The sequence below is a fragment of the Klebsiella aerogenes KCTC 2190 genome (genome assembly GCF_000215745.1).
GTDB classification, from domain to species: Bacteria; Pseudomonadota; Gammaproteobacteria; order Enterobacterales; family Enterobacteriaceae; genus Klebsiella; species Klebsiella aerogenes.
The window spans coordinates 2091547-2108989 of sequence record NC_015663.1 but is presented as its reverse complement, the minus strand read 5'-3'; the positions used below and the strand labels follow the sequence as shown (position 1 = coordinate 2108989).

Here is a 17443-nt window from a genome sequence, read left to right as displayed (position 1 = left end):
TGTAGAAATGCTGAATTCTTTCGAGATATACCTGGCATTGAATGAATTGGGTTACCAGCTTGAGGCTGGAAAATTCGAGCCTAGCTATGCTTCTGAACATGCGCTCGGGAATGGAAAGTATCTGTATGTCAAACGCGGTCGGGACGGCGTAGTTAACGAGAGCCCATTAGTTCTTGCGCCAGAAACCCTTACCTTAAAAGCGGAAATTGATCGCATTGCGGGTATCCACTGCCTTTGGGAAAAAGTAAAAAGCACCAGCTACCGCCGTTACCCGAAAGATAATGGTACGTCCCAATATGGTTTTGCGGCAGATGTTGAATCAATTGAAGCGTTACAGGCGCTGGTAGCTTTGCTGGGTGGCCAACCATCTATAACTCCCCAACCGGGACTAAAAAGAGACGACAAAAACAAGGAGCAATCGTTCATGTATCCCTTAAACCAGATTCTCTTCGGGCCACCCGGCACGGGTAAAACCTACAGTACCACTGAAATGGCGGTCAAAATTGCCGATGATACCTGGTACCAACAGGCTATACGGGAACATCATGGTAATCGCTTACGGGAATTGGTAAAAGAACGCTATAGGGCGTTGGTAGAAAAGCAGCGCATTATGTTTACCACCTTCCACCAGAGCTTCTCCTATGAAGACTTTATCGAAGGGATCCGCGCGACTACTGATGAAAAATCGGGCACGCTTCGCTACGAAGTGGTCGATGGTATTTTTAAACAGCTGTGCCTGAATGCTGAAGTTAAAACGCGTGGTAGTTCAACCCAGTCATTGTCCTTGAATGGGAGACGGATTTGGAAAATGTCTCTTGGAAATACGCTTGACGGTGAAGATTATATTTTCGATGAATGCCTTGTAAATAATTATATTCTATTAGGTTGGGGGGATAATCTTGATTTTAGTGGCTGCACGACAGCGGCTGATGTCCGACTGCGCATAGATGGAGCGAGTGATAGTCTGGTTGAGCGAAGCGAATACATGCTGACTGCGGTCAATATGTTTAAAAACATCATGAAAAATGGTGACCTGGTTATTATTTCCGATGGCAATCATAAATTTAGGGCCATTGCCGAGATCGCTGGCGATTATCAATATCTGCCCAATGATGAACGCGTAGGCTATCATCAAATGCGTAAGGTCAACTGGCTACGAACCTACTCGCCGAGCTTACCGAAAGAACAGCTTTTTTTAAAAGCGCTTTCACAGATGACATTATATGAGTTGAGGGACACCTCAATTGATCGGGAAAAACTGTCCCAACTACTGGCCCCGGTTGAAACAACTGACAATCAAGCATTGCCGCACGTACTCATCATCGATGAAATAAATCGTGGTAATATTGCCCGCATCTTCGGTGAATTAATTACTCTGTTGGAACCCGATAAACGATCGGGTGCCGAAGATGCCCGTACCTTAATGTTACCGTATTCTAAACAGCTGTTTTCCGTGCCCAGAAATGTCTATGTGATTGGCACTATGAATACGGCTGATAAGTCGTTAATTCAAATGGATCTGGCGTTAAGACGCCGCTTTAGCTTTACCGAAATGCCTGCACAACCGGAGTTGCTAGCCGGGGTCACTGCGTTTGGCATTGATGCCGCACAGTTGCTAACGCGTATTAATCAGCGTATTGAAGCTCTGCTAGATAGTGAGCATATGATTGGCCATGCTTACTTTATGCCGCTAAAGAAATTAGAAAATTCCGCCGACCGCGAAGCCTGTCTTGCCAGCATCTTCCAGAACAAAATCATTCCATTACTGAGAGAGTATTTCTTTGATGATTATGAACGCATTGGATGGGTACTTAATGATTCGGTGAAAGCGAAAGAATATCGTTTTATCTTGTTACAACAGTCAGCACAACTGCCATCATTTTCTGCACTATTCCCGAAAGATATTGCTGATAGTTTGTCTGACAGGCGTTTTCGTATCAATAAACATGCTTTCAAGTCGGCAGAAGCTTATCAGGGGATTGTCGCATGATGATCCAGGTCCGGGAATATGCCCTGCTTACTTGTGATAACTCTCAACCAGCCAGTATGGATTTGGGGATTGTCTCTGAGGCAACGTTTTCCTGGCTTGAGCAGTTACAACAAACGTGGAGTGGAACCTCTCACATTCTCAGCCGAGAAGGGAAGCGGTTTTTGCGTTTGGGAAGCTATGTCGGTTATCTACAATCCCCGAATGGCGAGTCAATTGAAATTCTGCCAAAAACCACATTTGAAGCGCCAACTGAGGTAGTCCCTCTACGTCAGCTTTTGCGCCGAATGCTAAGCGCCTCTTTAGGGATTACACCCCGTGAAGCGAACCAGGCGGCATTGCAATATAGTGACCAGCCTCTACATGAATGGATAATTAGTGAGTTCTTGCGGCATCTTGCTGATTTAGTGCGTAAAGGACTTCGTTTCGACTATCACCTCATCGAGGACGAACATAGCGCGTTTATCCGTGGTCAACTGAATGTCACTGCGCAAATGAGAATGCCGCCGGGCCGAGGCACTTATTTTCATGTGTGTTATGCCGAGTTCTCTCCTCAGCGCATCGAGAACCGTCTGCTACGGACGGCTTTGGATTGGGCGCTTAAAATGACCAGGCAAGGGCAAAGCTGGAGGCAGGAAAATTCTTTAAGCCATCAACTGGATGACATAGCCCCAATTTGTGGGAGCACAACGCAACCAATGAGGCAATGGAGTGACGGCAAATATCTCCTCGGCTATCGCGCTATAAAGCCGTGGTGCCAGCTCATTCTTGAACAGATGAATCCAGATTTTCAACATGGGTCATATCAGGGTATTTCCCTGCTGTTCCCTATGGAGAAGTTATATGAAGGATGGGTTGGGTGCGGCCTGGCTAGTGCGTTACATCACGATTATCAGCTCATAAGACAGACCAGGAGCCAGCACTTGTTAGAGCATGTTCCAGTTGGTGAAAAGTCATCTCAACGATGGTTCATGCTTAAGCCAGATTTTATTATAACCGGCGGGCAGACGTTGGTTCTTGATGCTAAATGGAAACTATTAGATAGCAGAGTCGATGACAGTCTGAGGAAATATGAAATCAGCCAGTCGGACCTGTATCAGATGTTCGCCTATGGGCAAAAGTATCTTCATGGGAAAGGAAATATGATGCTTATTTATCCACGTCACCTGTACTTTGATGTACCTCTACCGGTGTTTCGTTTCGATGAAGACTTATCTTTATGGTGTGTGCCCTTTGATCTTGAATCGGGTAGATTAGTGAAAGGTGAGTGGCAAGGTTCTTTCCACTGTTTTCCCTGTGAAGAGGCTGTAACAGTCTCATAGCAGCTAAACAAATAACCATGTGCTTATTGAGTGCTAAAACAGCAAGGGGGCAGCAATCATGATTTATAAAGATTTTTACCATTTAATGTTGGAGTCTTTTTCCCAACCAGTTAAGCTGTTCACCGAGTCAAGGAATGTACCTTTTACTCTCTATGTTGAAGAACAAAAACTTTTTGTTCGAAATGGAAAAGATAATACCAGCCGTATTGGCCCCAAAGAAGTCGCAGCATTTATTGAGCGGTTTGAAGAAAATGAAAGTTTGGCTGCTAAAGACTATCAGGATGTGACATTCAAAGCCTCCTACTTATTGGCTGCAATGAAATATATCACTATAAAAAACTCACTGAATACTGATAATAAGTAGTCATCTTTACCGCTGGGTGGTCATTTGTAAAACCCACCCAAACGCTCCCTCCATCACTGACCCATATTTTCTATCTTCCCCAACTCACCGATTTAAATCACATACCACCGCCTCATATTTCCACACGCAACAATGTAATAACCAGAATAATATATCATTGATTGACTTGCGGAGTTTCCATCATCAATACGGCGCCATACAAAGAATTAACTCGGTGATATTTATGCGATTTAACTATACGAGTTTGTAATATGGTATGAAATCGATATGACGAAGTTCAGTTCACCATATCAATCAGCGCGTTGAAGTTAGTATATGACTCAATAACATAATCCATGGATGCTTTACCGCGGATCTCGAAACAATCATTAGCGAAGTAGTAGGCAAATACGGACATGCCATTTTCACCAATCAAACACGTTAGGATTCGAACTATATGACTAAACCTAAAGAAGCCACACCTTCCTGAGGTAGACGCCGATGGTTCGCCAGAAGAGTCTTCATTTCTCGTAAAACAAACTGTGGCATCCACCTACACTGCAATTCAAAATCAAACCGTTCGTTGTTGGCGTTCCCTTCTGGCGTCATTAGACCATTTAAAATCAGTTCATTATAAAGCCATTCATCCAAATGTAAGCTGATACCGTAATCACTAAGCAGCTTACACCGCAACTGATGGGCGATTTTTAAGCCCGCTACATCCAGATCGCCAAAATAAAGTAGCTGTTTTACCTGTTCGACCTCAAGGAGTTGTGACACGCATTCCGCCTGGCCGGACACTTTGTTACCTGCGCCGTAAATGACCAGTGACCAGCGAGTCTGAACTCGATTAAGTTGACATAGTCGATAATACACATCGGAGTTTTCAACAATGATAGCCGGAAGATCATGGCAACATGATGATTCATACGGTAAAGGCGGTGCACGTCGAAACGCGCCCATATCAGCCAAAGTCAGAGCGACATGCTTCCAGCCATCAGGTGGCAAGGAGTCCAGCGCTTTTTCGTCACCAAATATAAGCAGAGACCGCTCACGATGCCCAAGCAAGCCCGGGAATAGTGACTTGTCGCCCTCGGTTTGGCGAAAAAGATATGTATTCAGCTGTTGTAAGCGTGCCTTGATTGGCTGGGTCAGTTGTCCTGTAATACGTCGAGCCAACCAAGGATGCCAGGCTATTTCTGATGTTGTCTTCGTAGGAACGATGGCACCTTCGTAAACAAAAGTACTTGGCAGGCTCATACCCCGCCAGTAGCGCTGCCAACTCGCTTTGTGCTTAGGCTGAGCCCGCCAGTCCCTCTCAAGCAATAGCGTAACAGCCTGACTCAGCAAATCAGGCGCCTCCTGGCTCAAGGCCTCTTGATTGTGTGCGCGTAATACCTCATCCAGCACCGCATTAGCTTTCACTGTACGGGCGGCCTTACCAACGGCAAGACGATGTTTAGTGGCTGTCGACTCCAGTCGGGATAGCCAGATCATTACGCTACTCATCTCATATCAGCCTTAAATGACGGGATCGAACTGTGGCTTAGCAGCCAGAGAAGCCGCCCACAGGGCATGGCGTTCTTTATCAACGGTGACCAAATCGCGCCGCCTCAGTTTTTGAACTTTATTCAGGAAGAGATGATTATCAAACATTGATTGGGCATTTTCATCCGAAATACCAGTCAGGTAGATGAGCTGGATTTTATAGGCTTTGGCCATTTGGGTTTGAATTCGCATTAGATCATCGGCATTCGATTTACCCAGCGGGTTATCGGCTAACAAGAATCCTGCACTTGAAATACCCGTATCGTATTCTCGTACTTTACCAACCGTTACAAACAGTAAAAAGGCAGATGTAAGGCGCTGTCCACCTGAACCTTCAAGTCGGGTGACAGGAGTCCATTGTGGACGGCTGGCATTCGTCTTCAGCAAACGCACCTCCAGCTCCCCTTCGCCAAATACCGACTGAACCAAATCAGCTGTCAAGGCATCCCGATTGGGCGCTCGAGGTATCTGTCCCTTAGCTATCCACTGCTGCAAGCGGCTGCTGGCAAACCCCCTGAGATCAGCGGCAACATCATTCAGCCGGTCCGTCATTTTGATAATGGGCCGGCCAGGCAGTACGGGGCAATCCTCAGGAATTTTGACCGACATCGCGCGCTTGAGAAGTTTAATCGCCCCTTCCAGATGAGCAGTCAGATGGGTGACAGTCAGATCAATCGAACGCTGGAATTGTTCCAGGCTATCCTGCACAGCTTCGAATACCTGCGTGATCCCTGTACCGACCCTGTCCAAATCGCCCAGCACTTCATGATAAGTTGCGATTGAGTCCAACTGCCGTAAGTATTCCTGACTGGCTTGGGCGTCTGGATCCTTGGCCAACTCTTCTTCGATCCGTTTGCGGAATTTTCCCCAGACCGTAGAGACGCGTATATTTTGCTGTTTTAGCGTTTCATTTAGACCGGCATACATTTGGCATTGTGTCGCCAGATTGTCAGCATATTCAGTGATGCTCTGGATCCTGCCAGGTAGACCCGCCGCAGAGGTCGGCGTAATGTGCTGGATCATCGCTTGAGCTGTTTTGGCGTTCTGTAGCCGTTCCTTCACATTTTCAATCTTTTGCAACTGCAGCTTCTTTTGCTCCAGGTGAAGTTTTAGCTGGTATTCAATTTCATGGAGGCTGTTGACGATTTCAGCCAGAGACGTTTGGATTGTCTCTATCTCAATGGGCTTCTCTTCCCAGACAAAATCCTCGTCAATTGCTTTACTAGCCTCCTCGCAGCTTTGGGAAAAATTTTGCAGAGTTACCTGAGAATTAATTAGATTTTGCGTGAATTGCTTCTGCTGTTCGTTGAGGCGTACGATGCGGTTATTAATGACCGTTAGCTCATTGATGGCCGCCGCTTTTACCTCGTCCGGATATGTATTGTAGGTGGGGTGAGCGATCAAACGCTCAGAGGCAGAACGTTGTGCCTGTTCAGCATCTTTCAGTTGTTGCTTGAGAGCGGTCACTTGATCACCGCTGGCTGCTTCGAGCAATTTTTTGTGCGCCTGAGCTGCCATCTCATGGGCATCTTCGGGGCTTCGTCCTACCATACCTTCAGTCGCCGTAATCTCTGAATAGAACGGCTCGTTACACAGATTACTCCAGTTGCCCATCTGGATATTTAAAAGGGTTTTCTCGGAGAGCTTGTTCTTCTCGATTTCGTTCAGCCGTTCCAGTCTCTCTTTCTGGGTGCAAATAGTGTCCTTGCTTCGTTGAATCTGTGCAGCTAACTGCTCCATTTTCATTATCGCCGTTTCACGCTTCGCCCATTCTGTTTCTACAAAAAGGCTTAGTTTATCATGTGCTTTTTCTGCCCGAATTTTCTGCTGTCGGGCGTTGTTTAACCTCACCAGGGCATCTCTCTTCTCGTCACGCAGTGTTTGCTCATCATGCTCAGCTTGCTTAAGTACTGCATCAGCATTTTCCAGTATTAAGAGAGCCTGCTCCTGTTGGTCAAGCAGTCCCGCCCAATGCTTACCATACTGTTCATAATGCAGACGCCATTCATTACTGAAATATTCCAGTACTTTGAAGGCGCTCTTTGCAGCCTTCACACTGACTTCCTGCGACGCTACGATATTCTCCAGGTCTTGCAGCCGGGCTTCGTAAGCAGCCTGGCTATATCCATGCTTATCGTGGTTTGAGAGGACGACCTGTACTAATTCAGACGTTTCTCGGCGGAGATCTTGTGCTTCATCCAGCAGGTAAATAGCAATAGGTGCCTTCTTCCAGGGCAAGATCTCACTAATTTTATGGACCTGTTCAAACGTTACATTGTCGAGTGCGACCAGGCTCAGGTAGCGGCCAGGGTTTTGATCGATCACCGCAGCAATCTTTTGTGCATCATCGTTGTAAACAGAGGCCAAATAGTGTGGAAATGTCCAGAGCTTATCCCGTGCAATACCCGCCGCATAAAACGCTTCAAGTGCCTCATTGACCTGCTTTGCGACCAGTTCATGTCCCGTCATCCTTAACTCGTCCAGTTCGTGCCGGGCTTGCAGTAAACGCTCTTTCATTCCATTCAGCGTGTGAGAGTTCGCATTCAATACCTTGTCGAGCTGCAATCCACACAGCTCGCTGTGCCAACTCGTGTCTTCAATATCTAGATCATGTTGCATTGACGTTGGCAGTTTTTGATAGGTTTTTGCTAAAACTAAAGCACTATCCACAGCTGACTGGTGTTTTTGTTCAGCCAGAATGAGTTTTTGCTGGGCCTCACTTTTCTCAATTGATGCCTCCCGCACAACATTCAGCTGTGCTTCCAGCGCCTGCTCTTTCTGATGAAGAATTGTATGAGCCAGCTCTTCACTCTGCTGTGCATTGCGTAAGGTTAATTCCAGTCGGTATTGGGCTGCTACTGGTGTTTCATCCTTCTGGATCAACCCAGCTTCACATAGTTGGCCCCGTTGCGATTCGCCCTGCCGTTTGTCTCTTTTATATCTCTCACGATCCGCCTCCAGGCCACCCAGCATCTTTTGTAGTTCGTCGTATGATTGTTTAAGGGTATTGCTTTCCCTATCCATCTGCCCTAATTCTTCCTCAAGCGTAGCCTCCTGCTGGCGATGTCTGTCGATTGCCCACTCTAATGTGCCCAAGGCTTCGCCAGCAGTACGCTCGAAAATCACCTGTAGCGGCCTTTCCGTTTCACTTTGGAATACCTTCAGATCTTCATCTGCCTGGCGGTACTCATTCAGGGCCTTAGCATAGGCTTTGTAGTCTATAGCAGCTTGAGTAATCTCAATCTGGCGCTGATTGGTATCGGCTTCGTCTTGAAGCGCATCGACTATCGCTTTTTGCTTGTCGAACTGATACTGCACGAAATCATATTCAAGCAGAGCTCTGCGCTTACCTAACTGCTCACGCAGAGACATCGCCTGACCAATATGCGTTTGCAAACTCTCCATGTTATCTTCAAGCTGCGTCTGTTCAACCTGAGCATCCCCGACAAAGGCTGCGAGATCGCGCATTGCTTCCCGGAAGCCATCATCCAGCAGTTGCTGCTGCGCCTGGATGCTTTCCAGCTGTTTAGCCGGCTCAAGAAACGCCAGCCAGTTAGCCAGCACATCCTTCAGGAAGGACTCGTTACGACGGATCCCCTCTAACTCTCCCTGACGTTCAACTTCATGCGCTACTAGTTCCCGCAGCCGCTCAGCCGCATCTTTAGACATGGTGCAGGCGAAAAACGCGCCAAGGAAATCATGTTCAGTTTTGTATTCGATAAAACGGGTCAGGCCACCTTCTTCGGAGTTGAAGGTCACCATTGTTTTGATAAGATCAACGTTAATTTGTTGTTCCAGTAAAAATGCGCGCCACTCGTTCTGTCTGGTGGTTTTACGCCAATGCATGCCGCCTTCACTACTGGCCTTGAGACTAAGCCAGCTATCAAAACTGCGCAGGCTATTAGCATAGGGGCGCAGCTCAGAATTGCGTTCCGCGCGGGAATAAGAAGGGACTTCATCAAACGGCGCGCCCATCAGGGAGTCGGGCGCATCACAAATAAACAGTGTGCGGTCAACATCATCTCCATTACGCTGATGAGCATGTCCCAGTAATAACGTTTGTCCTGATTCATTGACCATCTCAACCAAAACAACAGAGAGTTCTTTATAGAAGTAATTGCGGTAGTGGTATTCACTCTGGCGATGATTTGCCAGATATTGGGTGAAGTCACTAACGGACGGCTCAAAAATCGATAACAGCAGCGCGATGTAGGTTGACTTACCGCCCCCATTTACAAGCTGCTGATAAGTACTGGTCACCACCTTCGCATTTCTGACGGGCGAGCGCAGGCCTTCAACAACAGGGCTACCGACCGCTTGAGACAGGCCAATATAGTCCAGTGTGAGGTCCTTGTAGAAAGCTTCTTCATGGCCTGCGCCATCCATATAAACCCGTTTAATCAGCCACATGCTTAAATCTCCGTCAAGCGTTGCGTTTCTGTGGTTCCAGTTGTAACTGGACGTTCATTGAGCGAAGGAAACTCCAGGGTATCTGCTAATGCTGCAATATCGCTTTCAGCTAAATCGGACGACCGTTCTTCTACGGCTGGACTGATACTCATGACAAAACGCACCGTCTCTTCAATGCCAGTATGGCGCAGATAATGTTTGAGTTTTTGGGTCGGATACCAGTCGGACTCTCCCGACAGACTGCTGTCTTCGGCCAGAAAGCCTTCCTCCTGCAGCAGTTGTATCCAGCGCGTTGCCATTTCAGTTTGCGAGCGAATACTCGAGACACGCCCCACCTTTTCGTCGTGAATACGGGGAATACGTTCTTCCTGCACAAACCTGGCCGTCATAAGTAGGCCATCTACGGTATCGTCCCCCTCGGCCTTGCGCTGGGCAATCACCTGGTCGGCAACATTATTGAGCCTGGCTACCACCGAGGCGGCATTAATGGCATTACTCTGACCGAACTCGACACGAACGGTGTCTGGAGTTGGAAACAAATCAGCCAACAACGCAATCAGTGTTAAGCCTGCAAACAGGCGCTGTTCTTTCCGTTCCTTACCCTGTTGCTCAGCCATTGTTTCAGGTAGCAAGCGTTTGTTCAGCCAACCCAAAGATGGGGAAAACGGACCTCGGCCATCTGCAGCCAGTAATACCCCGTAGGTCTCATGAATCCCGAGGTACCGCAATTTCATACCTGTCGCCACGCCACGGATAATCTCTGCGAACAGGGCATCACCTTGCAGATCAAGCGCACGTTGAATCAGCTCGTCTCCCATCTTATATCCCAGTGAATTCATAATTGCCTGCGTGGCAATCTCGGCGTAGCGTTTAGCTTGTTGATGCGTGTTGTCGTACATAACTACTCCTCAAAGGGGTGTAAGGGAGCGACCTTTAACAGTTTGATATTGTCAGCCCGCCAGAGCGTTGTTTCGATAGCGTCGTCTATCTCTACTTCTATTGCGGGATCGCTGTTAGCTGCCAGGCTGCCAATATGAAGTAAACAAACCTGTTGTTCTTGTTCAGATAATTCTTCGCACTCATAGGCGTCGAAAACATCTCTAAAGCTCACATGCCCCCAATTCTTCAATCGGTCACTAACCCAATCGCTGCATTTTTTAATGACGGATTCAGGGATATTTCGCAGGTTGGTTTCAATAGCTACAGGCTGCTCGGTGGGGTCCTGTATCTCATGTGGAAGCGCCTGTTCAAATCTATCGAGATAGAGGTTCAGCAGCGCTTCAGGATCAAACAGAATGTGCCGATCATCATCCTGTCTTCGGGGAGCCAACAGGCGTGCGGTGAGACGATCGATTTCCTTTTCGACAGTGTCAGGGGAATGAGACAGCAAGGGCTTGAGTACACCTTTTTCCAGCGTTTCCCGGAAAAGGGTATTATCTCTGGGAATAATGAGTTTCAGACGAGCTCGCTCAAAATCTTTGTTAACATCAAGTAAGCAGTCTTGATAGCGCTGCGTAAAAGCGCAGACCTCAGCAAAAATCTCTTGTGCCTTACGTAGCTTATTTAATTTGTCGGGATTTAATTTCGAACTTCCTTCAACCAGCATTTCGGTAATGGCCGACATTGAGTTCTGGATATGTTCCAAAACCTCTCGGGTTTTATCAAAGGAATCATTGAGTACGGGACGGATATCGTGTGCATAAGATGCGCTCAAATCACCAGACTGGGCAGCACGTACTTTCATCCGCATCCCAATGAGATATTGCTCCAGTTGCCGCTGCGTTGATTGGATCTGGTGTACTGCCTTGTCGATCTCACCGCGACGGATGGTTTTAAGCGTGCGCCAGGCCAGAATCGCAGCGCGTTCTATCGGCGTTTCATCCAAACGGAGGGTATAGAAAAGCATTCCTTCATCAGTCAGCGACCAGAGAATATCATCTGAGCCGGATAGCTGATCATAGCGTACCAGACGGACTATCTGCTCTTCGGAATGCGTTCGTTGCGAGAAGTCGTAATAACTGAGACGGAAAGGGTCTTTGATCGCCGCAAAAATCTTGCTGGCAACTTGCGCGTAGTCGGACGCTTCTTGCCCCGGATAGGCTTCATTGAGATGCCCAACCAGACATAGCTCGGCTTCTTTACGCGTCATACCAGGCTGGCGCTCGCGGTCAGCATAATAAAGCATGGCGTCAAAGAGATACATAATTGCCGCCAGTGCATCAAGCTTGAAGCCATCAAACGGATTGCGCTGTAGGGCGCTGTATATTGAATCCAGCGTCCGAACTACAAGCAACGCGTGAGATTGAATCGTCAGCTCGCGGCGTGCCATAGATTCATTACGAGCCTGCTCCAAAAACCCTAGTGACATAACATTCTCCCTCCGAGACGGAAGTCACTATAGTACTCCCCGCCCAATTAAGCAAAGAAACTTTGCTTAATTTTCTTTGATAACAATGTTATTTGTTTTGATGACATTCGCCTTCTATACTTAGTCCGTATATCAAACCGCAATTGATTAACCTGCAAATAAGAATAAAACTGATATGTACTACTCAATGTTTCTTGATAAACACAAATCCCCCCTCAGCCACGCACAATGGTTGCGCTTGCGCTATATTGAACGCCAGCTACTGTGGGAACGAAAAGTCACTTCGCGCATGATTGCTGAAGAGTTTGGCGTCTCGGCGCAACAAGCTCGTACTGATGTAAGAACCTATATGGAGGTCGCTCCAGGCAACGCTATTGAGAAGGGAGCCGGCCGAAAAGGGTATTTCCCCAGTATGACGTTTTCGCCTGTTTTGCTTGGAGACAACGATCTGGTCTGGCGTGCGACGGTAGAATTTCAACCGCCACAAGCGGCCCACGCGCAGGAAATTCCGCTCATCCATCGCGCAGTACATAGCCGCACGCTGGCAATTTTTTTGTCAGCAATCGAACAGAACGGACAAGTAAAAGTGACTTATGCGTCAATGGAAAACCCGGAAGGCATATCCCGTACACTAAGCCCAACGGTAATTATTACCGTTAACGGGCGCCAGCATGTGCGAGCCTATGACTGGGGTAGTTCGGCGTTTAAGGACTTTGTTTTGGCGCGATTTCTGGACTCGCCGGAACTGATTATTCCTGCCCCTCCCCCTCCGCGCAAAGATACCGCGTGGGAGGTCGTAATCCCCGTGCGTTTTATCGCCAATCCAACACTAAACAAAGCGCAACAAGAGGTAATTAAGCGGGATTACATACTTGAACCATCTGAATTCAGCATTCGTGCACCAATGATTTTTTATTTATGTCCTGAAAACAATCTGCCGAAAACAGATGATGAATATGCACAAGCTACTGACGCCAGCAGCCACGGCCCCTTTGTCTACCCTGTTCTAGCTGTGCACGCCCAAACAGGTGAGCCTATTCATAAGTACCGCCATGCAGGTGAAAAATAGACATTCTGTTTACTAATAATTTATAGCCATTTACGGTAACTGTTCCTGTATCAGAGATATGATGCAGGAATATAAAACGCCTTCCACCTATAAATAATGATTTATTAATTTCTGATTCAGTTAAATCCCCCAGCTCTCCTCTATGGCCAGAATTTAGCGGTTAATTAGCCATGAAACAGGGACGTTTTTTACTGTTTCAACTACTACCCGGGGTTAAACTGTAAGTATCCCGGCGGCTTTCGAACCTTTCGGGCCTGCCTCAGGATCGGCAGAACGGAAACCCGCTTTCGCCGATAGCTCAGATGCTGTCAGCCATTCCGAGTCGGCCAGTATCCGGGCTTTTAGCTCCTCCAGTTGTCGGTCATTGCGCTCCTGGAAGCTCATATGGTCAAGTGCACCTCCCGGCGATTTTTTGAAGCCATACGGCACCACATGCCTGAACCGGTTTGCATCCAGATAATCCGCCCACCACTGCATCATCTCCCGGCGCTCTACCGCGTCGCTTGACCACAGGCCTGACTCCACCAGCGCGCTACAGGCCATCGAACTGCTGCACCGCGCGCAGAGTACTTAACGCCGGGGATCGGTTCTCGCTCGGCGGGAATGGTCCACATGGCGTTATGCAGGTCAATTTCACCCCAGCGGGCAAAGCGCAGTTCGCTGGAGCGAATAAACAGCAACAGCGCCAGCTTTACCGCCAGTTGAGTCAGCTTACGTCCTTTGAAATCGTCGACTCTTTCCAGGAAATCAGGGATGAGATTAAGCTCCAGTGCAGGGTGGTGACGCACTTTGGGCGTGGAGACAGCGCCGGTTAAATCCGATGCGGGGTTATGATCGATAATGCCGTTCTGGACGGCGTAGCGCATTACACAGGCGGTACGCTGCTGGAGACGAGAAGCGACATCCAGTTTGCCCGCTTTCTCCACCTCTTTGATGGGCACCAGCAGCTCTTTGACCTTCATCTTGGTGATGTCGCAGCTGCCGTTCGTGGGGAATACGTAAAGTTCGAAATAACGCAACACCCGCTTCTTATGCTCCGCTGACCAGTTCACGTTGCTGGAGACCCATTCGCGCGCCACGGACTCGAACGTATAAAGGGGCTCTCCACCCCGCTTTTCCTCTCTGCGTTTTTCCACCGGATTAATGCCTTCTAAAATAAGCCTTCTTATATCTGCTTGCTTCTCCCTTGCCAGTGCCAGAGAAATAAGCGGATAAGGGCCTAATGCCATACGGTTCTCTTTGTTTCCAAAGCGAAATTTCAGATACCACAGCTTAGATCCGCTGGGGTTAACCTGAATGTAAATACCGTGACAGTCAGAGAGCCTGTATGACTTGCCAAGCGGCCTGGCATGCCGGATTGCGCGATCTGTAAGCGCCATTTGGGGGTCACTCCTCTATCGAACCGGGTTTGCCCCCTTTTTTGCCCCCAAATCGCGTGGATGTCAATGGATGAAAAATGACCAACTCGGAAAGACTATAAAATAAATATGGCTATTACCGAAAAATAAATTATCTTTGAATTACAGACGGATATGGACGAATTTGGACGGAAATGGACACAAAAAAAGCCACCCTTAGGCAGCTAATTATTGCATCACTTGGTGCCGAAGGCCGGACTCGAACCGGCACGTATTTCTACGGTTGATTTTGAATCAACTGCGTCTACCGATTTCGCCACTTCGGCACTGAAGGGATACGGAAAACGTTTTGGATTATACCTGTCGATAGCCGCCATGCAAGCAACAGCGTGCATCAGTAGTGCTAAGTGTTGAAAAAAACAGCGTAATCCCATAAACGAGCGGTGCGGCGTCACATTTTTCAGTCATCAATGCGCAACAAACCGGCTCCCTGGCCTTCACTTCCCTGCCCCTACGACCAACACATCACCAATCCCGCCCCAATTTTTCTCAAATCCATCTCACATTACACCCTCATCGCGCCAACGTTTTATCGCCGCCCACCATAAGTATTTACGCTTCCTCGAGCACTCAATATAAGATTCCAGAATAATTAATGTAATTAATTTATATATTCCATAAAAAACTACTCCATCGCTTTTTCTTATTACCGCAATCCTTAAGAATTTATTAATTACGTCAATATTTTTATAACTTTACATTAATGAAAAGTTTTGTGTTCGTACTTTATTCCAGGATTTTCCTCAGGCGTGAAAGTTCCGGTAAATACTATTTTTACTAGTCGCTGTACGAGTCTCGATGGACATCTTCACTCGGTGAATTAAATCAGGAGAAAGACTGTGACTACCCTAAAACCTTTACTGGCGCGTAACCGCAGCTGGGCGCTGCAGAAGTGCCAGCATGACCCGGAATATTTTGAAAAACTGGTGGCCGGGCAGCGGCCACATTCGCTGTGGATTGGCTGCTCCGATAGCCGCGTTCCCGCCGAAGTGCTCACCGGCAGCCATCCCGGCGAACTCTTCGTCCACCGCAATATCGCTAACATGATTGACCCCGCCGACGACAACTTTATGAGCGTACTGCAATATGCCCTCCACTATCTCGAGGTCGAACGGGTGGTGCTCTGCGGCCACTACGGCTGCGGCGGCGTGCAGGCGGCGCTCTCGTTGCCGGAGATGCCGCTAGCCCGTGAGTCCTCGGCGCTGGCCCGCCGCATCGGCTCGCTGCGCGATACCCTGCAGGGTGATATCGCTACTCTGACGCTCACTGACACTGACCCTGACGCCGACGCGGCCGAAGCGCTCAACGCCCTGGTGGAGGCCAACGTTCGCGCCCAGTTCAGCCGCCTGCTTGACTGTGAACCCGTACAGACGCTGCTCGCCAGCGGACGGCCGCTCAGCCTGCACGGCTGCGTCTACGATCTGGCATCCGGCCATCTGACCACTCTCGTCGAACACCTCTCACCTCAGGAGCATGCCCCATGAATACTCTTCGTCAGGACTCTCTCGCAGGCATTGTCGTCTTCCTTGTCGCCCTGCCGCTGTGCCTCGGCATCGCCCAGGCCAGCGGCTTACCGCCCTTTGTCGGTCTGCTAACCGGTATCATCGGCGGCCTGGTCGTCACCGCCCTCAGCCCCTCCCGCTTCGCCGTCAGCGGCCCCGCCGCCGGACTGGTCACCATCGTCGTCGCCGCTATTGAATCCCTGGGTTCCTTCTCCGTCTTCCTGATGGCGCTGGTGCTGGCCGGCGTGCTGCAGCTGCTGTTCGGCATCCTGCGGGCCGGGCGCTTTATCTCGCTGGTTCCCGCCAGCGTCATCAAAGGTATGCTGGCGGCAATCGGCATCCTGCTAATTATGCAGCAGATCCCCGTCGCGCTTGGCAGCGCAGAAGAGACCGAGCTCGCCGATATCGTGCAGGGTAACGCCACCTTCTCCCTCAGTGCTATCGCCGTCGCCTTGGGCGGCCTGCTGGTGCTATGGCTGTGGGGTTCGCCGCTTATCCGCCGCGTGAAGAGCCTGCGCTGGATCCCCGGCCCGCTGATCGCTGTCCTACTCGGTTGTGCCACCACCGTATTAATGACCCAGGCCGCGCCGCAGCAGCTTGCCGCTCTGCCGCGCATTACCCTGCCGGAGTTCGGTAGCCTCGGCGATCTGCTGGGCGAGCTGGAGTCTCCTGCGTGGAGCGCGTGGCGTAATCCGTCGGTGTGGGTGGTGGCACTGACCCTCGCGCTGGTCGCCAGCCTCGAAACCCTGCTCAGTCAGGAGGCGCTGAAAAAACTGCGTCCGCAAAATCCGCCGCCTTCGCCGAACCGCGAAATGGTCGCCCAGGGCGTCGGCAACCTGCTCTCCGGCGTACTAGGGGCGATGCCGATCACCGCGGTCATCGTCCGCAGCTCGGTCAACGTCAGCAACGGCGCTCAAAGCAAACTGTCGATCTTTATCCACGGCGTGCTGCTACTGATCTGCGGACTGTGGTTTAGCGGCCTGCTGACGTTAATCCCACTCGCCAGCCTCGCTGCCGTACTGCTGTACACCGGCTATAAGCTGGCGACGCCGCGGCTGTTCATTGAACAGTTCCGCCAGGGCGCCGCACAGTACGTCCCCTTCCTTGCCACCATTGGCGGGATTATCGGCTTCGGCATGCTGGCGGGGATCGGGATTGGCCTCGCCACCCAGGTGGCGTTCAGCATCTGGCGTAGCCATCGCCATTCGCTGCAGCTGGCGCGCTACGACGACCACTACGTGCTGCGCATCCAGCAAAACCTGACCTTTTTACACAATCCACATCTGCTGGCGCTGCTGGCGAAAATTCCGGAAAAGAGCGTGGTGATCGTCGAGCACGATAACGTCGGCTATCTTGACCCGGATGTGCAGGCGGTGCTGGATGATTTTGCCGAGAGCGCGCCGCAGCGCGGTATCCGCCTCAATCAGTGGCCGCTTGCCAGCCGCTGACCGTCTCCCGGGCGGCTGGTCCGCCCGC

12 protein-coding genes and 1 tRNA gene are annotated in these 17443 nt (G+C 49.6%); 6 read left to right on the top strand and 7 right to left on the bottom strand.

Going from position 1 to position 17443, the window contains the following annotated elements; translation table 11 throughout:
• Positions 1–7 precede the first annotated feature (7 nt).
• Genes EAE_RS10120 through EAE_RS10110 form a run of 3 tightly spaced genes read left to right on the top strand, consistent with a single transcriptional unit; the run spans position 8 to position 3673 of the window.
• Entirely contained in the window at positions 8–1990 is a 1983-nt protein-coding gene (locus EAE_RS10120) for an AAA family ATPase (RefSeq protein ID WP_015704237.1), read from the top strand.
• Positions 1987–3309, top strand: coding sequence for an McrC family protein (locus EAE_RS10115; RefSeq protein ID WP_015704236.1), 1323 nt, complete (start codon positions 1987–1989; stop codon positions 3307–3309). Before EAE_RS10120 ends, EAE_RS10115 begins: the two co-directional genes overlap by 4 nt.
• A gap of 58 nt (positions 3310–3367) precedes the next feature.
• Complete coding sequence (locus EAE_RS10110; RefSeq protein WP_015704235.1) at positions 3368–3673, top strand: hypothetical protein; 306 nt, start codon at positions 3368–3370, stop codon at positions 3671–3673.
• 432 nt (positions 3674–4105) lie between these two features.
• On the opposite strand, the gene EAE_RS10105 is transcribed toward EAE_RS10110, so the two are convergent.
• Genes EAE_RS10105 through EAE_RS10090 form a run of 4 tightly spaced genes read right to left on the bottom strand, consistent with a single transcriptional unit; the run spans position 4106 to position 11978 of the window.
• Complete coding sequence (locus EAE_RS10105; RefSeq protein ID WP_015704233.1) at positions 4106–5149, bottom strand: Wadjet anti-phage system protein JetD domain-containing protein; 1044 nt, start codon at positions 5147–5149, stop codon at positions 4106–4108.
• Positions 5150–5173: 24 nt separating this feature from the next.
• On the bottom strand, positions 5174–9610 hold the full coding sequence (locus EAE_RS10100; RefSeq protein WP_015704232.1) for a coiled-coil domain-containing protein: 4437 nt from the start codon (positions 9608–9610) through the stop codon (positions 5174–5176).
• Between the two features lie 2 nt (positions 9611–9612).
• The gene (locus tag EAE_RS10095; RefSeq protein ID WP_015704231.1) at positions 9613–10509 is read right to left on the bottom strand and encodes a hypothetical protein; all 897 of its coding nucleotides are present in this window, start codon (positions 10507–10509) and stop codon (positions 9613–9615) included.
• Positions 10510–10511: 2 nt separating this feature from the next.
• Positions 10512–11978: a hypothetical protein gene (locus EAE_RS10090; protein ID WP_015704230.1), complete on the bottom strand. Its 1467-nt coding sequence runs from the start codon at positions 11976–11978 to the stop codon at positions 10512–10514.
• A gap of 175 nt (positions 11979–12153) precedes the next feature.
• Here EAE_RS10090 and EAE_RS10085 point away from each other — a divergent pair, with 175 nt between their 5' ends.
• Complete coding sequence (locus EAE_RS10085) at positions 12154–13047, top strand: BrxR family helix-turn-helix transcriptional regulator (protein ID WP_015704229.1); 894 nt, start codon at positions 12154–12156, stop codon at positions 13045–13047.
• A gap of 213 nt (positions 13048–13260) precedes the next feature.
• On the opposite strand, the gene EAE_RS25225 is transcribed toward EAE_RS10085, so the two are convergent.
• The 3 genes from EAE_RS25225 to EAE_RS10075 all read right to left on the bottom strand — a co-directional run bounded on the left by EAE_RS25225 (position 13261) and on the right by EAE_RS10075 (position 14731).
• Complete coding sequence (locus tag EAE_RS25225) at positions 13261–13527, bottom strand: hypothetical protein (RefSeq protein ID WP_223848491.1); 267 nt, start codon at positions 13525–13527, stop codon at positions 13261–13263.
• Between the two features lie 11 nt (positions 13528–13538).
• Positions 13539–14426: a tyrosine-type recombinase/integrase gene (locus tag EAE_RS10080; RefSeq protein WP_052766687.1), complete on the bottom strand. Its 888-nt coding sequence runs from the start codon at positions 14424–14426 to the stop codon at positions 13539–13541.
• Positions 14427–14646: 220 nt separating this feature from the next.
• Positions 14647–14731, bottom strand: a tRNA-Leu gene (locus EAE_RS10075).
• Between the two features lie 573 nt (positions 14732–15304).
• On the opposite strand from EAE_RS10075, the gene EAE_RS10070 reads away from it, so the two are divergent.
• Both EAE_RS10070 and EAE_RS10065 read left to right on the top strand, forming a co-directional pair.
• On the top strand, positions 15305–15949 hold the full coding sequence (locus EAE_RS10070) for a carbonic anhydrase (RefSeq protein ID WP_015368521.1): 645 nt from the start codon (positions 15305–15307) through the stop codon (positions 15947–15949).
• Positions 15946–17415, top strand: a complete 1470-nt coding sequence (locus tag EAE_RS10065; RefSeq protein ID WP_015368522.1) for a SulP family inorganic anion transporter — start codon at positions 15946–15948, stop codon at positions 17413–17415. Before EAE_RS10070 ends, EAE_RS10065 begins: the two co-directional genes overlap by 4 nt.
• Positions 17416–17443: the final 28 nt, after the last annotated feature.

Excerpts from the sequence above, each read along its gene's own strand:
- EAE_RS10120 (WP_015704237.1), top strand. The coding sequence starts at position 8 with ATGCTGAATTCTTTCGAGATATACCTGGCATTGAATGAATTGGGTTAC.
- EAE_RS10115 (WP_015704236.1), top strand. The coding sequence starts at position 1,987 with ATGATGATCCAGGTCCGGGAATATGCCCTGCTTACTTGTGATAACTCT.
- EAE_RS10110 (WP_015704235.1), top strand. The coding sequence starts at position 3,368 with ATGATTTATAAAGATTTTTACCATTTAATGTTGGAGTCTTTTTCCCAA.
- EAE_RS10105 (WP_015704233.1), bottom strand. The coding sequence starts at position 5,149 with ATGATCTGGCTATCCCGACTGGAGTCGACAGCCACTAAACATCGTCTT.
- EAE_RS10100 (WP_015704232.1), bottom strand. The coding sequence starts at position 9,610 with ATGTGGCTGATTAAACGGGTTTATATGGATGGCGCAGGCCATGAAGAA.
- EAE_RS10095 (WP_015704231.1), bottom strand. The coding sequence starts at position 10,509 with ATGTACGACAACACGCATCAACAAGCTAAACGCTACGCCGAGATTGCC.
- EAE_RS10090 (WP_015704230.1), bottom strand. The coding sequence starts at position 11,978 with ATGTCACTAGGGTTTTTGGAGCAGGCTCGTAATGAATCTATGGCACGC.
- EAE_RS10085 (WP_015704229.1), top strand. The coding sequence starts at position 12,154 with ATGTACTACTCAATGTTTCTTGATAAACACAAATCCCCCCTCAGCCAC.
- EAE_RS25225 (WP_223848491.1), bottom strand. The coding sequence starts at position 13,527 with ATGATGCAGTGGTGGGCGGATTATCTGGATGCAAACCGGTTCAGGCAT.
- EAE_RS10080 (WP_052766687.1), bottom strand. The coding sequence starts at position 14,426 with ATGGCGCTTACAGATCGCGCAATCCGGCATGCCAGGCCGCTTGGCAAG.
- EAE_RS10065 (WP_015368522.1), top strand. The coding sequence starts at position 15,946 with ATGAATACTCTTCGTCAGGACTCTCTCGCAGGCATTGTCGTCTTCCTT.